At 75.5% G+C, this 14,303-nt stretch carries 12 protein-coding genes and 1 pseudogene; 5 read left to right on the plus strand and 8 right to left on the minus strand.

Translation table 11 applies throughout. From position 1 onward, the window contains the following. Window positions 1-67: 67 nt before the first annotated feature. The 4 genes from LZ495_RS34040 to LZ495_RS34060 form a co-directional block, all read right to left on the minus strand. Window positions 68-529 (minus strand): hypothetical protein, encoded by a 462-nt coding sequence (locus LZ495_RS34040; RefSeq protein ID WP_235056959.1) that lies wholly within the window; start codon window positions 527-529, stop codon window positions 68-70. 227 nt (window positions 530-756) lie between these two features. Next, window positions 757-1,641 carry a hypothetical protein gene (locus LZ495_RS34045; protein ID WP_235056970.1) on the minus strand — a complete coding sequence of 295 codons (885 nt, stop codon included), beginning with the start codon at window positions 1,639-1,641 and terminating at the stop codon, window positions 757-759. A 41-nt stretch (window positions 1,642-1,682) separates the two neighbouring features. Beyond that, window positions 1,683-3,494: a bifunctional phosphatase PAP2/diacylglycerol kinase family protein gene (locus LZ495_RS44580; RefSeq protein ID WP_284701872.1), complete on the minus strand. Its 1,812-nt coding sequence runs from the start codon at window positions 3,492-3,494 to the stop codon at window positions 1,683-1,685. Between the two features lie 350 nt (window positions 3,495-3,844). Continuing rightward, the gene (locus tag LZ495_RS34060) at window positions 3,845-4,864 is read right to left on the minus strand and encodes an ADP-ribosylglycohydrolase family protein (protein ID WP_505011346.1); all 1,020 of its coding nucleotides are present in this window, start codon (window positions 4,862-4,864) and stop codon (window positions 3,845-3,847) included. A 379-nt stretch (window positions 4,865-5,243) separates the two neighbouring features. Here LZ495_RS34060 and LZ495_RS34065 point away from each other — a divergent pair, with 379 nt between their 5' ends. Both LZ495_RS34065 and LZ495_RS34070 read left to right on the plus strand, forming a co-directional pair. After that, on the plus strand, window positions 5,244-5,633 hold the full coding sequence (locus LZ495_RS34065; RefSeq protein ID WP_235056979.1) for a VOC family protein: 390 nt from the start codon (window positions 5,244-5,246) through the stop codon (window positions 5,631-5,633). Between the two features lie 127 nt (window positions 5,634-5,760). Continuing rightward, window positions 5,761-6,384, plus strand: a complete 624-nt coding sequence (locus LZ495_RS34070) for a DUF6461 domain-containing protein (protein WP_235056988.1) — start codon at window positions 5,761-5,763, stop codon at window positions 6,382-6,384. Between the two features lie 144 nt (window positions 6,385-6,528). On the opposite strand, the gene LZ495_RS34075 is transcribed toward LZ495_RS34070, so the two are convergent. Then, entirely contained in the window at window positions 6,529-7,107 is a 579-nt protein-coding gene (locus LZ495_RS34075) for a DUF6069 family protein (RefSeq protein WP_235056995.1), read from the minus strand. Between the two features lie 355 nt (window positions 7,108-7,462). Here LZ495_RS34075 and LZ495_RS34080 point away from each other — a divergent pair, with 355 nt between their 5' ends. Beyond that, entirely contained in the window at window positions 7,463-8,752 is a 1,290-nt protein-coding gene (locus LZ495_RS34080; protein ID WP_235056996.1) for an outer membrane protein assembly factor BamB family protein, read from the plus strand. 85 nt (window positions 8,753-8,837) lie between these two features. Here LZ495_RS34080 and LZ495_RS34085 read toward each other — a convergent pair whose 3' ends face one another. After that, complete coding sequence (locus LZ495_RS34085; RefSeq protein ID WP_235057046.1) at window positions 8,838-9,359, minus strand: helix-turn-helix domain-containing protein; 522 nt, start codon at window positions 9,357-9,359, stop codon at window positions 8,838-8,840. A 382-nt stretch (window positions 9,360-9,741) separates the two neighbouring features. Here LZ495_RS34085 and LZ495_RS34090 point away from each other — a divergent pair, with 382 nt between their 5' ends. After that, window positions 9,742-10,650: an AzlC family ABC transporter permease gene (locus LZ495_RS34090; RefSeq protein WP_308268683.1), complete on the plus strand. Its 909-nt coding sequence runs from the start codon at window positions 9,742-9,744 to the stop codon at window positions 10,648-10,650. Further along, the gene (locus LZ495_RS34095; protein WP_235056997.1) at window positions 10,647-10,958 is read left to right on the plus strand and encodes an AzlD domain-containing protein; all 312 of its coding nucleotides are present in this window, start codon (window positions 10,647-10,649) and stop codon (window positions 10,956-10,958) included. The genes LZ495_RS34090 and LZ495_RS34095 overlap by 4 nt, the downstream gene beginning before the upstream one ends. A 100-nt stretch (window positions 10,959-11,058) precedes the next feature. Here LZ495_RS34095 and LZ495_RS34100 read toward each other — a convergent pair whose 3' ends face one another. Beyond that, window positions 11,059-12,837: a glycosyltransferase 87 family protein gene (locus LZ495_RS34100; RefSeq protein WP_235056998.1), complete on the minus strand. Its 1,779-nt coding sequence runs from the start codon at window positions 12,835-12,837 to the stop codon at window positions 11,059-11,061. Between the two features lie 798 nt (window positions 12,838-13,635). Next, window positions 13,636-14,235 (minus strand): annotated as a pseudogene (gene yczE / locus LZ495_RS34105) (membrane protein YczE); the annotation flags it as partial. Window positions 14,236-14,303: the final 68 nt, after the last annotated feature.

The following is a 14,303-nucleotide window of genomic DNA, read 5'->3' on the forward strand; positions in this document are numbered from 1 at the left end:
GCCGATGCCGGATCTGCCGGGCGTGCCCGATTGAGGAGGCCGGCGCGCTGGGTGCGCCGGCTGTCGGTCAGGGGGTTTCGGGGGTGTCGTCGGCGCCGCCCAGGGCGACTGCCACGGCGGTGTCGGCTACGGCGAGGGCGCCGAGGAGGACCATCCAGGCTTTTTCGCGGCGGTCGAGGGCGCGCCAGCGGCCTATGGTGCCGGCGCCGTCGGAGACATCCGCGGCTACTTGGAGCCAGGCCCATTCGGCGCCGTGGCCTCGGTCGAGGGCGCGCCACCAGCCGGTGGCGACGACGGTGTCGCGGATGCCGAGCCCGCGGGAGAGGGCGGAGGCGTCGCCGACGCCTGCGGGGCGGGCCGGGAGGAGGCGGCCGGCAGCCTGCGGGGCGACGGCTTGGGCGACGCCGACGGCTATGCGTCCGGCGGCCAGGACGCGCGCTGCGCCGAGAGCCCCGCGGGCGACGGCGGCGCGGCGGCGTGCCCGGTTGCTGCGGGCTGCGGCGCCGACGAGGGCGGCGGAGCTTGCCACCGACACGGCGATTGCGGCTGCCGGATGCGGTGTTCTCGGTGCCGGCGCGCGCGTGTCCGCTGCGGCGCTCCTGGTCGACCCGCCCCCCATGGTCCTCCTGCCTTTCCGGCCCCGTCCCCGTGTTGCCTGCTGCTGTCCGATGCGTTTGCGCTTCGTCAGCGCCCACTGTGCCCAACGGGGGGCCTGCGGCGCATCCGGATTCCGTGCGCGGTACGAGCGGTCTCTGTCTACCGGAGGTGCCGGCCGGTCGCGTCGCCTTCAGGGACGACATCGGGGGCCGGTTCGGTTGCCGTGCGGCGTGCGGGGGTGCGGTGGCGGGCGGACTCGGTGGTGACGGCGTCGATGCAGGCGTGGAGTTCGTCGGCGCGGGTGTGGAAGTCGGCGGCGCGGAAGATGTCCGTGTCGCGGGTGAGCCGGTCGACGTCGGCGTCGAGTTCCAGGGCGAGTTCGTACAGGCCGTGGTGGTTCGCGCCGGTGCGGGCGGTGGCGGCGAGTTCCTCGTGCATGCGGTCGCGGGCGAGGTCGAGGGCCTCGCAGCGGACGGCCATGCGGTCGACGGCGAGGCGCATGGTCTCCAGGGCGTGGGTGTACTGGCGTACCGCGGCGGCGACCTGGTCGCGGAATTCGCGGGCGACGCGGCGCATGTCGTCGTAGGTGGTGCGCATGTGGCGGAGTTCGCCGAGGGTCCAGGTGTCCCAGTCCTCGCCTTCGCCCGCGAGGTCGCCGCGGGCGGCTTCGGCGGTGTGGGCGGCGACGCTTTCGAGGCCGGTGACGATCTCGTCGACGGTCTCGTGCGGGACGCGGATGCCGGCGGCGCGGTCGGGCAGGGCGCGGAAGCCGGTGCCCAGGGCGAGCAGGTCGCGGACGGTGTCGCGGAGTTCGAGGCGGGCGGCCTGCAGTTCGAGGCGGGCGATGCGGACGCGGTCGGCGGCGCGGGCGGTCTCGAAGCGCTCGGCGAGGTGCGCGAATGCCTGGGCGGGGACGGGTGCGTCGGCCTCGGAGGCTCCGGAGGCCCCGGAGGACTCGGAGGCCGCTTCGGATGCCTCGGCGGTCCGGGCCGGCGGCGTTGCCTGGGCGGGGACGGTGAAGCGGACGGGTTCGGGGGCGTGCACGGGGGCCTCCACGGTGGTGGTGCGGCGGGGCGGGAGGTCGCTCAGGCGCGGCGGGCGCCGAGGGGGCGGTACACGACCAGGCGGCGGCCCTTGGCGATGCGGAGCTGGGACGCGCCGGGGCGGACTTCGCCGTCCACGGCCAGGGGGGCGCCGGCCTGGATCTCGGTGAGGCGCATGGCGCGGGCGGTGGACGCCTCGTACACGCGGGAGCGGCCCAGGGTGCCGGACAGGACGGCGGCGACGAGGCGGATGCGGGCGGCAGGGCGGGCGGCGTCGACCAGGCGTACGTCGAGGAGTCCGTCGTGCAGGTTGGGGCGGTAGGCGGGGGCGAACCCGGGAGGCGCGTAGGCGCCGTTGCCGAGGAACAGCAGCCATACGGAGCGGGCGCGGCCGTTGACGCGCAGCTTGACGGGCCGGGCTTCCTTGAGGACGGCGACGAGGCCGACGAGCATGGCGGGCCACTTCCCGATGCGGCCTTCCATGGCCTCGCGGGCGCGGACCAGGTCGGGGTAGACGCCGAGGGAGAAGGTGTTGAGGAAGACCTCGGGTTCGGTCTCGCTGAGGGGCCCGAAGTCGTGCGTGCGGTCGCGGGCGATCTCGGCCACGTCCACGAGGACGGCTTCACCGGCACGGACGGCGCGGGCGGTGTCCTCCAGGCGCTGGAGTCCGAGGTCGCCGGCGAAGTGGTTGAGCGTGCCGGCCGGGAAGACGGCCAGCGGGACGCCGAATTCGAGGGCCACCTTGGCGGCGGCGTTGATCGTGCCGTCGCCGCCCGCGACGCCGAGGACGACGCCTTCGGCCGCGGCCTGGCGCAGCATGGCGACGAGGTCGGAGCCGTCGGCGGCATCGGACCCGGCGCCGGATTCGGATTCTGCGCCGGATCCTGCGCCGGTTCCGGGGGCCGAGCCGTTCGCGGCGGCGGCCTTCGCGGCGGTGGCGCGGGCGTCGTCGCGGGTGCCGGGTTCGCGGTACGGGGCCGCATCGTCGCCGGGGCCGCCGCCGTTGCCGTTGCCGTCGGGGGTGTCGCTGTCGGCGGGGACGCGTTCCCACACGGTGGCGAGCGGCAGGAGTTCGCGGAGCCGGGGGGCGACTTCGCCGTCCGGGCCGGCCGAGGCGTTGACGACGACGACCAGGCCCTCGCCGCCGGACAGGGCCGGAACGACGATGCGCGGCTGCGGTGCGAACGCGGCCTGGACCGGGCGCCGCGGCCACCAGCGCAGGGTGACCGCTGCCGAGGCGACGCCCAGTGCGGCCCCGGCGAGAACATCGCCGGGGTAGTGGACGCCGGTGTACACCCGGGAGAACGCCACGCCGGAGGCGAGCACGCCCGCGGCAGCGCCGAGCGAGCGGGACTCGAGGGCGACGCCGGTCGCGAACGCGGCGGCGGAGGCGGCGTGCCCGGACGGGAAGGACGTGGTCCACGGCTGGCGCGGCAGGCGGCGCACGTGGGGGACCAGGTCGAGGACCGGGCGGGGGCGCTGCGTCCAGTTCTTGAGGAGGACGTTGGTGACCGTGGAGGCGATCGCGACCGAGCCGATGCCGCGGAGCGCGGCGCGGCGTCCGGAGCGTCCGCCGGACAGGGCCATGGAGCCGGCCGCGACCATCCACAGGTGCGAGCGGTTCGCGGAGCGGGACAAGGCGGGCAGGGCGCGGTTGGCCCAGGGGACGTGGTGCGAGGCGACCCACGCGAACGCGGCCTGGTCGGCGGCGTGGATGCGGCCCAGCAGGCCGGGGCGCACCCCCGGGCCCGAAGGGGCGGCGCCGGCCTTGCTGGCCACGCCGAGGGCGCCCGCGACGCCGGCGGCGAGCCCGCCGACGGATCCGCCGACCGTGCCGGCCAGGGAATGCCCCATGCTGCTGCCCGCGGACGTCCCGGCGGGGCCGGCCGGCCCGCTCACCAGTCCGGCCAACAGGCCGCGCCCGCGGCCGGGGAACAGGACGGAGACGCCCTGCCGACCAGCCGGTCCTGCTGCCGCACGCCGTACCGAACCCACTACTGCACCCGACCTCGACTCGGCCGCCGCCCCGGGGGTTCCGGGGACCGCGGCGGCTTACTTGCCCTGCCTGACCCTGCCTGACTCTGACGTACCTGCTGCGCTTGCTGCACGCGTCGTGCCGGCCGCACGCGTGGTGCTGCCGGCTGCGCCGCGCGGGCCGGACGGGTGCGCTGCACCTGCCCGGACCGTACCCGCGGCGCGGCCCGTCACCGGGCGAGCGCCCCGGACAGCCGCTCCAGCTCCTCCCGGTACTCGATCACCTGCGCCCACGGCCCGGGCCAGCCGCCCATGCCGTGCACGGCCCCGGCGAACGCCCCGGCCAGTGCCGCGATCGAGTCCGAGTCGCCGGACGTCGCCGCGGCCCGGGCGATCGCGTCGACCGGCTCGTCCGGGTACAGCAGGAAGCACAGCAGCCCGGTGGCCAGCGCCTCCTCGGCGATCCAGCCCTCTCCCGTGGCGTTGCACGGGTCGCTGCGCCGGTCCGGCACGAGCAGCGCCGCGTCCAGCCGGGCCAGCACCTCAAGGCACTCTTCCCAGCCGCGCGCGATGAAGTCCTCCGGAGTGGTCCCGAACGGGCCGCGCCACAGCCGGTCGCCCAGCCAGTCGCCGTGGTAGACGCGGCGCTGCCCTTCGGCGTGCGCGCGCAGGTACGCCGGGAGGTCCTTCGGGGCGACCCCGGCGGCCATCGCATGGACGGCCGCCGCGGTGAGGTCGGAGGCGGCCAGCGCGGTGGGGTGGCCGTGCGTGAGCGCAGCCTGCAGCTGCGCCGCGGCGCAGCGGTCCGCCTCGCCGAGGCCGTGCTGCAGCGCGACGGGGGTGACCCGCATGTTCGCGCCGCAGCCTTTGGAGCCGCGGACGGTCGCGTAGTCCCAGTGCACGCCCTCGGCGAGGGCCGCGCAGGCCCGCATGCAGGTGTTGCCGGGCGCGCGGTTGTTGTCGGGGGAGTCCCACCACGCCAGGAACCGGCCGCGGAGGCGGGGGGTGAGGCGCTCGGGGGTCAGCGCGTGGCCGTCCTCGAGCGCGGAACCGAGGGCGTCGGCGACCGCGAGGGCCATCTGGGTGTCGTCGGTGACCATGGCGACGCCGCCGCGCAGGTCGAGTTCGCGCGGGCCGGGCAGATCGTGGCGGCGCATGATCTCCGCATAGCCCAGGAATTCGGTGGGCGCGCCGAGCGCGTCGCCGTATGCCAGCCCGAACATCGACCCTGCCACGTGGTCGTACGCCACCCGCAACCCCTTGGTGTCCGCGGGGCGTCCGCCCCGATTGCCCTGCGCGGCAGCGTAACGCCCGGGACGTGGGAGCACGCGGAGACGTGCGTCGGCGGTGGGCCGGACGGAGGCGGTTCCGGGCCGCCGTGGGACCGGTTCAGGACCGTTTCAGGACCGGTCCGTGGCCGTGTCAGGGCAGGTCTTGGGGTGGCCGCCTGGGGTGTTCTCCGGTGCGCGGGGCGGCGGGTGGGGGCGGGGCGCGGGGTCGGCGGGGTCCTTGCGGCGGGTCTGCGAGGTGCGGCGCGGCGCGCGGGGGACGGGCCGGTGATGTGCGGCTGATGTGCGGGCGATGTGCGGGCGATGCATAACCGGGCGCCGGGCGGGCGATGAGTCGGGCATGGACGTCCTGAGCAGCCGCATCCTGCTGCGGCCCACCGATCTCGAACGTACGCGCGCTTTCTACCGCGACGTCCTCGGACTCGCGGTGTACCGCGAGTTCGGCACCGATCCGCACCGGGGCACGGTGTTCTTCCTGGGCGGCGGCTACCTGGAGGTGTCGGCCGGCTCGGACACGCCGCCGACGCCCGCCACGCAGCTGTGGATCCAGGTCCGCGACCTGCCCGCCGCGCACAAGCAACTCGCCGAACGCGGCGCCGAGATCGTCCGGGAGCCGCGGCGCGAACCGTGGGGCCTGGACGAGATGTGGATCGCCGACCCGGACGGCCTGCGCATCTGCGTGGTGGAGGTCCCGGAGGACCACCCGATCCGCTACCGCCCGGGCATGTGACGACGCGGCACCCGCCCGCGCCCCGCTCTGTGCTGCTCCGTGACGGCGTGCGGCGTTGCGGGCGGGGGCCGGTACGAGCTGCTCCCCGGTGCCTGCGGTGTCGGCTCCCTGACGGATGATCAGGGCCATGGTCGCGACGGGTGCTGCGTACGGGTGGTTCGACGAGTTGTTTCCCGACCTCGCCGAGGCGTACTGCATCACGCTCGTCGAAGGGATCGCTCCCGAGGAGCTGGTGCGGCGGCTCGGCGGCGCAGACGGGACGGCGTCGACGGAATGGACCGAGTCGACCGGGGTGTCGGGCCTCGCCGACGCCGCGTTCGCGCTGCTGGAGGAGTCGGGCGACCGGGAGCAGCTGCTCGCCATGACCCGGGTGGGGGCGTGGACCCTGCTGATCGAGCCGAACGGCTACCTGGGTGTCTCCGAGGACCGGGCCTTGCCGGCCTCGGTCGGGACGCGCTGGGTCTCGCACTTCGTGAACATCAACGGCGTCGACAGCTTTGTGTGGGCTGAAGACGGCGGCCTGCGGCTGGCGTTCGAGCCGACGTTCTGCGAGTCGCGGTGGGGCAGCGATCCGGACGGCAGCCTCGACGCGATGCGCGCGGCGGGCTTCGACTTCGCGCCCGACCCGCCGGACGACTACGCGCCCGGCCTGGCGTGCTTCGCACTCGCGGAGCACCTCACCGGTGTGGTGCTGACGGAGGACCTGCTCCGCGACGGGGCGTTCCGCTGCGGGCGGGCGCCGATCCGCTGACCGTCCGCGCGCCGTTCCAGCCGGGCCTGCCGCCTCGGGGGTGGTGACGACATGGAGAGGCGGCGCGGCCCTGGTGGGGCGGCGCCGCCTTCGTGCGGGGCGGGGATGCGCGTGCCGAGACGCGCGCGTTCGGGTCGGTCGGCGTCAGCGGGCGGTGCGGAGCGCGGAGCGGCCGGAGGCGGAGACCAGGGAGCCGATCGCGATGCCGATGGCGAGGTAGACCGCGGCGCTGCCGATCTTGGCGGAGAGTTCCGCGTCGGTGGTGAACGGCAGCAGCACCATCACCGCGGTCGCCAGGCCGACGATCCAGGTGAAGAAGCGGCCGGGCTGCGGGGCGGCGAGCAGCAGGATGTGCATGAGGAGCGTGGCGGCCAGCGCCGCGCCTGCGGCTCCTATGGCGAGTGCGCCGGTCGAGGCGTCGCCGAAGGCGCCTTCGCCTTCCGGGGCGAACACCGCGACGTCGAGCACGCCGCGGACGAGGAGCACCGCGACGACCGCGGTCAGGGCGGCGACGACTGCGGCCATCGCGCCGCCCATCCACAGCCGCCCGGCGTCGACTTTCGAGCGCGGCGGGGGCGGCGATTGGGGCTGGGGTTGCTGCGGCGCGTACGGCCCGGGCTGGGTGCCGGGGGGTGCTGCGGGCTGCCGGGTGGTGGGCTGGGGCAGGTCGGGGCGCGCGTACGGGGAGGACGGGTTGCGGCGCGGGTCGTCGGATCCGTACATGGTGCTTCCCTTCGGAACCGGGGCGTGGACTTCGCACCCCTGTACCCGGAAAGCCCGGCGGCACGCCCGGTAAAGCACCGTTCCGTCCGGTTTCGGTGCGGGCGGGGGCCCGGCCGTGGTGGTGCCGGGCAGAGCGGGCTGCGGGTGCGGCAGCCGAGTGCGGCCCCGGGGCTGCGGCCGGCGGGCAGTGGGTTTCGGGCCGCGCGGAGGGGCCGGGCGCGGCGCGAGGCGTGTCCGGTGGCCGGTGCGGTTGTCCGGTGCGGAGCGTGCGCGGGTGTTGACGGCGTGCCGCGCAGTCGCCAGCCTGGCTGGTGATGCGGGGGTGGATATGCGCCGAAATCCCTTGGTCCTGCTGATGGTTGCCGCGACGCTGGCGGTGTCGGGCTGCTCCGGCGCGTGGTCGTCGGGGCAGGACGAGCCCAGTACGCCGCCGACCGCGGAGCAGCGTTCCGGCGGGGTGCCGGACGGGAGCGGCGGGCCGGGCGGCGGGGCCGGGACGGCCGGCGCGCTGCCGGACTTCGATCCGCCCGGGGAGTTCGATCCGCGGCCGTTCAAGGTCACCGGTGCCGGGTACGCGGGCCGGGCGCGGACGCATCTGGTGTCCGGCGGCAGCCTGTTCCTCACCTCGGGGCAGTCCTGCACGGTGTACGAGTACGACCTGGCGACCGGCCGGAAGCTGAGCGAGCGCCGGGAGCTGTCGTCGCGCGCGCCGCGGGCGGCGACCGGCGTGGACGTGGTGGCGGTGCTGGCCGAGACGCGGCGCGGCCCGGTGGCGCTGTGCGCGTACCCGCGGGTCGAACCGGGGCGGGCGCAGGTGCGGATCGACGGGCTGCCGTTGCGCGGCGGTGCGCTGTGGACCGCGGACATCGACGATCCGGGCGGCGTGCACTACCGGCTGGAGTGGGCGCCGTCGACGTCGCAGTACCAGGCGCTGGTGATGCTCTCGCGCGAGACGGCGGTCGTGGACGCGGAGTCGGGGCGCGTGATGTGGTCGCTGCGCGGCAGCCGGGTGTTCGTCGCGGGCAGCGTGGTGGCGTGGACGGAGAACGGCCTGCTGCGGGGGCGCGACGCAGTGACGGGCGCGGCGGTGTGGGAGCACACGCGGGTGCAGATGGTGGGCAGCGAGTACTTCCCGATCGGCGGGGTGCTGGTCGCGGTGGGGCAGGACACGACCGATCCGGAGGCGCGGCGCGACGACCGGTCCGGCAGCGGGTTCGTGCACTACATGACGGACCTGCGTACCGGGGAGGTGGTGGCGATGGTGCCGGTGCCGAGGTCCGGTCCGCTGGTGTCCACGACGCTGCAGTGCGTGGGGGACGAGCGGGTCGTGGCGTGCTCGGTGACCGGGTTCGCGTACGGGGTGGACGTGGCGACGCACCGGGTGCTGTGGCAGCTGGACGCACTGCGGTCCGAGGTGGTGCCGGAACTGGTCGGGGCGCGGGACGGGGTGCTGTACGCGTGGGTGCCGGGGCGTCCGCTGGTGGTCCTCGACGCGCTGACCGGTGCCGAGCTGGTGACGGACACGCGGGCGCGGCCGGCGTGGGCGTTCGCGGCGTTCCGGGACTTCCAGGTCGGCGCGGGGTACGCGGTGGCGTGCGCGCCGGCGTCGGGGGCGGGGTGCGAGATCTTCCGGGCCACCGGGTGACCCGGGCGGCCGAAGCGGCTCGTGTGGGCGGGCCGTTCGGGCGGGTCGGAACCCCGGGCGTTCGTGTCGTTCGGCGGGGCGCCGCTCAGACGTGTTCCATGACGATGACGGCGCTGGTGCCCGGTTCGAGGGCGCGGAAGATGTGGAGGGCGTCGCCGGGGTAGGTGACGTAGTCGCCCGGGCCGAGTTCGACGGGGTGGTCGACGGGGCCGACGAGGGCGCGCCCGGTGCCGAGGACGACGTGTTCGACGGTGCCGGGCATGTGGGGCTGGGAGGTGCGGGGCTCGCCGGGCTGCGCGGCGATGCGGTAGACGTCGCGGCGGGCGTGCGGCGGGCAGGACGCGAGCAGGGTGGCGGCGTACGCGGCGTGCTCGGAGTACATGACGGGGCCTTCGCCGGCCCGGATGACGCGGACGTCGGGCTTGGGCGGGTCGACGAGGCGGCTGAACGGCACGTCGAGGGCGACGCCGAGGGCCCACAGGATCTCGACGCTGGGGTTCCCGGAGCCGGACTCCAGCTGGGACAGCGTGGACTTGGCGATCCCGGCGCGGCGGGCGAGCGCGGTGAGGGACAGGCCGGAGCGCTCGCGTTCGCGGCGTACCGACATGGCGATCAGCGCGACGACGTCGGGAGCCTGCGGGCGGGCGCCCGCACCGGAATCGGGAGCGGAGCCGGAGGACGCAGGGGAGGAAGCGGGCGCGCCGAGGTCGGCGGGGGCGTCGTCGGCGTCCATGTCGGCTTCCATGTCCACGTCCGGTTCCGGGTAGGTCGGCAGGGCTGTCGCGGGGTCGGTGCGCAGCGTGGTCAAGAGTAGAGGCGGGGGCGCGGTCCGGGGCGCAGGGGTGTTCGGTGTGGCGAACGCCGTGCCGGGCAGTGCCGGGTCCGGAGGGCGGACTACTTTCGCGGGGGTGCGTTCCCCCATGCGTTCGCTCCAGAAGTCGAAGTGTTCGCCTTGACGAACACCGGGCGATGCGTTCATTCTACGGGACATGCGTTCGATATGGCGAACAGTCCCGCCCGACACCCTCCGCGACATCGCCCTGGTCTGCGTCGCCGACGCCGTCGTCGGCGCCTCGTTCGGCGCGATAGCCGTGGCCGGCGGACTCGAGTGGTGGGTCCCCGTGCTCATGTCCGTCGTGGTCTTCGCCGGCGGCTCGCAGTTCGCCGCGATCGGTGTCGTCCTCTCCGGCGGCAGCCCCGCCGCGGCCGTCGCCACCGGGCTCATCCTCAACGCCCGGCTCCTGCCCTTCGGCTTCACCGTCGCCGACACCCTCGGCCGCCGCTGGTGGACCCGCGCCCTCGGCGCCCACCTCACCACCGACGAAGGCGTCGCCTTCACCATGCGCTTCACCGACCCCGCCCGCCGCCGTGCCGCGTTCTGGGTCTGCGGGGTCGGCCTGTTCGCCGCCTGGAACGCCGCGGTCGTGGCCGGCGCCGCGGCGGGCAGCGCCATCGGCGACACCGACGCGCTCGGCCTGGACGCCGCGTTCCCCGCCGTCCTGCTCGCCCTGATCTGGCCGACGCTGGCCGCCGAACGCACTACCCGCAACGCCGCCTTGGTGGGCGCCGCGGTCGCCGTCGCCGCGGCCCCGTTCCTGCCCGCGGGCGTGCCCGTGCTGCTGGCCCTCGCCGGACTCGGCGTCGCCGCGTTCGACCGGGAGAAGCGCCCGGACGACACGGCGAAGGGCAGCGGAACGAAGGACAGCCAAACGCCCGCCGCGGACAGCGCCGCGCCCGAGACCGGGGGCTCCCCGCCCGGCGCGGCCCCCGAGCAGGGCCACACCTCCGGCCGACCGGAGCACACCGAGGACGACGAGAACACCGACTACGCCGAGGGTGTCGGGGGCGCCGGCAACTGGTGCACCGCCGCGGCGGACCCCCAGGAGGTCGGACGATGATGCCGCTGATCGCCATAGCCGCCCTCGCCGCCGGCACGTTCGCCATGCGCCTGGCCGGCCCCGCGCTCCACGGCCGCGTCGAGATCCCGCAGCGCGTCCAGCAACTGCTCGCGGTCGCCGCCACCATCCTGCTCACGGCGCTGGTCGCCTCGGCCGCGTTCACCCAGGGCCACGGCTTCGCGGGCTGGGCCCGCCCGGCAGGCGTCGCGGTCGCCGCGCTGCTCGTCGTCCGCAAGGCGCCGTTCCCGGTCATCGTCGTCGCCGCGGCCGCCACCACGGCACTGCTGCGCCTGGCGGGGGTGTCCTGACCCGAACGCGCCGCGCCGGCGGGGGATGCGGAGGCCGGCCCCTCACCGGCTCCCTGGCTGCCCCCACCAGGGGCCACCCTCCGGGTTCTGCCGTCGGCGCTCAGCCATCGCGGAGCTTGTCGCTGCCGTCCTCGATGAGCCGGCCGGCCGCGTCGAACGCAAGCATGTGGGCGTACCGGGAGTTCGTGGTCGCGATCGTGAACCGGCGCACACCCGGTGTCCGCTCGTCGAGCACGGGCAGGAGGCGCCCGTCCCCCGGCAAGGTCGCGAACTCCGGGGCAGGCCCGATCTCCGCGGGAAGCAGCGGGACCTCGATCGCCTCGGTGCCCTCGACCGGCACGTAGACCACCCGGGCGACGTCGGTGCCGACGAACCCGTCGATGATCTCGTAGGGGTGGCCGGCCGGGTGGCTGGGCGGCGGGGCCGCCGCCCAGGTGAAGTTCAGCTGGATGCCGCCGTTGCGCTCACCGACCGGGCTCCGGCACAGCGCGTGCGTCGGCTCCGGAGGACGCGGCGGGAACACCATCTCGTCGACCGGAACGCCCGGTGCGTCGTAGCCCATGAACCCGCACGGCCCGCTGTCGGCCGAGAACCACGGCTCGGACGCCGTCTCCGCAGTCAGCACCCGCGTCTGCACCGTCTCGTCCCGCGACAGCGCCAACAGCCCTGCTGCACCCACCGCCGCGACCAGTGCCATCGCCATCCACGCCCGCGGCAGCGCCACCAGCCGGAACCCCGGCGCCACGCGCACCTGCATCGGCACCCGGACCCGCCACAGCCCGGCCGTCGCGCCCGCGCACACCGCGACCGCCGCCATGCCGCGCAGGTTGTCGTGCACGAACCCGCCCAGCGGATCCGGCAGCGCCCACGACACCCACCCGCCCGCGGTGAACGTCATCACCGCCAGCAGCGCCGCCCCGCCCGCGATCCGCCACCGCCCCGTGCCGGCCACCAGGAGCAGCCCGGCGAGCACCGTCCACACCTGGTGGTGCGTCCACGACACCGGCGACGCCGCCACCGACGCGCAGCCCACCACCACACCGGCCCGCGCCACCTCGCCGCGCCGTTGCAGCTCGCGCGCGGCCAGGAACGCCACCGCGCACACCGCCGCCGACAGCACCAGCCAGGCCGCGGACCGCTCGGCGGTCGGCAGCGACGTGCGGATCAGCGCCCCGTTCACGGACTGGTTGCCGGTCGCGGCCAGGTTCCCGATCCGGCTCGTCGCGAAGATCGCCTCGGTCCAGAAGTCCACCGACGCCGACGGCCACACCGCCCACACCCCGCCCGTGCAGGCCGCGAACACCGCACCGGCGCGCACCGCGGCCTTCCGCTGCCCGGTCACCCACAGGTACGGCACGAAGATCAGCGGCGTCAGCTTCACCGCCGCCGCAATCCCCACCAGCGCACCGCGCGCCCACTTCGGCGTCAGCTCCAGCGCGTCCATGAACGCCAGCAGCGCCACGAACACGCTGACCTGGCCCAGCCGGATGTTCGACTGCAGCGGCGCCGACCACACCAGCACCGCCGCGCCCGCCAACGTCAGACACGCGAACCGCCGCCGCCCCGCCACCCCCTGACGTGCCGTCAGCGCCGCGGCGAGGACCAGCACCGCAGCCAGCGTCGCCGCCGTCCACACCACCCGCGCGGCCGCCTCCGACATCCAGCCCAGCGGCCAGAACACCAGCAGTGCGAACGGGGGATAGGTGAACGGGTCGCCGTTCTGCGCGGTGTAGGTGTAGAGCGGCTCGCCGTCGCGGACCCAGCGCACCGCCTCGAAGTACACGTGCAGGTCGGCCTGCCGATCCCAGGACGGACGGGCGAACGCCATCCGCACCACGGCCGCGGCCGCCGCGGCGAACAGCAGCGCGCACGCCGCCACGGCACCCGTCCGCGCCCACGACGGCCAACCTCGGCCCAGGTGAAGGAGGCCGTACGGCGCGGCGACGGGGGAGGTGCCGGGGTGCTCGGACTGCTCTGCTTGCTCGGGCTGCCTGGACTGGTCCGATCCCGCTGAACCCCCCGGTCTCCCCGCTTGCTCGGACCGCCCGGATTCCTCCGGTCGCCCGGATCGCTCGGACTGCCCTGTCGACTCTGGCGATTGCTCTGCCGGCGGCGCCGCGTCGCCTCCCGCAGCGGCGGAAGCAGCGGTGATGTGCACATCGGCGCGGGCGCCGTCATCGTCCGGTGCGGAACCGGTCCCCCGTATGACCATGATCGACATCCTGCCGCGGCCTCCGCCGCGGCGGAGGCGATTCGCCGGACTGCGCCGCTGCGCCGCGCTTCCCGCCCCTTGTGGGCGGACCCGCGGACGAGACCCGCGAAGGGGAGCCGCGAAGGGGACGGGGGTGCGGAACTGCAGGGGGCGGGGGCGCAGGGGGATCGGAGGGATCGCACCAACCGCGGGGGCTGCGGAGGGAGAGGGAGCAGGGCGGGCGGCAGGGAGGGACCGGGGCGGGCGGCCACGGACCGGGGTGTGGCGGCTGGGGCGGGCGGCCACGGACCAGGGTGTGGCGGCTCAGGCCGCTGCGCCCTCCGGCTCCGGCGACTTGGACCGGCTTGGCGCACCGAGCCCGTCGGCGGTGCCGCCTGCGCCGTCCGCCGGAGCGTTCGCCGAGGCGTCGGTCGGGGCTGCAGTGGCGCCTCCGGCCCCGCCGGCCCCGCCGGCCGCGCCGACATCAGCGACCCCGGCGGTCGTGCCGACCCCGGCGGCCCGGGTGCCGGCCTCGTCGCCCCCGGCGACCGCAGCCTTCGCGGCGCGTTCCGGAACGGTGAACAGCGGCAGGAAGACCTGCACCAGCGGCCCGATGCCCAGCGCGTACACGACCGTGCCGATGCCGACCGAGCCGCCCAGTGCGAAGCCCACCGCCAGGACCGCGACCTCGATGCCGGTCCGGACCAGGCGCACCGACCTGCCGGTACGCCGCACCAGGCCGGTCATCAGGCCGTCCCGCGGGCCCGGGCCGAGCCGCGCGCCGATGTACGCGCCGCCCGCCACCGCGTTCAGCACCACCGACGCCAGCATGAACACGACCTGCCAGGCGAGGCCTTCGGCTTCGGGGAGGACTCGGAGCGAGGCGTCCACGGCGACGCCGATCACCACGACGTTCGAGACCGTGCCCAGGCCCGGCATCTGCCGCAGCGGCCACCACAGCAGCAGCACCGCCGCACCGACCACCGCCGTCACCATGCCGAAGCTGAGCGGCGTACGCTCCTGCAGGCCCTGGTGGAACACGTCCCACGGATCCAGCCCCAGCCCGGCGCGCAGCATCAGCGCCATGCTGAACCCGTACAGTGCCAGACCGGCGTAGAGCTGCACCAAGCGTCGTGTCCAGTACCAGTCCACCG

The organism is Yinghuangia soli (assembly GCF_021502675.1).
GTDB lineage: Bacteria > Actinomycetota > Actinomycetes > Streptomycetales > Streptomycetaceae > Yinghuangia > Yinghuangia soli.

Coding starts and splice junctions, on each gene's coding strand:
- LZ495_RS44580 (WP_284701872.1), bottom strand. CDS start 3,494: ATGGGGCATTCCCTGGCCGGCACGGTCGGCGGATCCGTCGGCGGGCTC.
- LZ495_RS34065 (WP_235056979.1), top strand. CDS start 5,244: ATGGACGTCCTGAGCAGCCGCATCCTGCTGCGGCCCACCGATCTCGAA.
- LZ495_RS34070 (WP_235056988.1), top strand. CDS start 5,761: ATGGTCGCGACGGGTGCTGCGTACGGGTGGTTCGACGAGTTGTTTCCC.
- LZ495_RS34075 (WP_235056995.1), bottom strand. CDS start 7,107: ATGTACGGATCCGACGACCCGCGCCGCAACCCGTCCTCCCCGTACGCG.
- LZ495_RS34080 (WP_235056996.1), top strand. CDS start 7,463: ATGGTTGCCGCGACGCTGGCGGTGTCGGGCTGCTCCGGCGCGTGGTCG.
- LZ495_RS34085 (WP_235057046.1), bottom strand. CDS start 9,359: ATGTCGGTACGCCGCGAACGCGAGCGCTCCGGCCTGTCCCTCACCGCG.
- LZ495_RS34090 (WP_308268683.1), top strand. CDS start 9,742: ATGCGTTCGATATGGCGAACAGTCCCGCCCGACACCCTCCGCGACATC.
- LZ495_RS34095 (WP_235056997.1), top strand. CDS start 10,647: ATGATGCCGCTGATCGCCATAGCCGCCCTCGCCGCCGGCACGTTCGCC.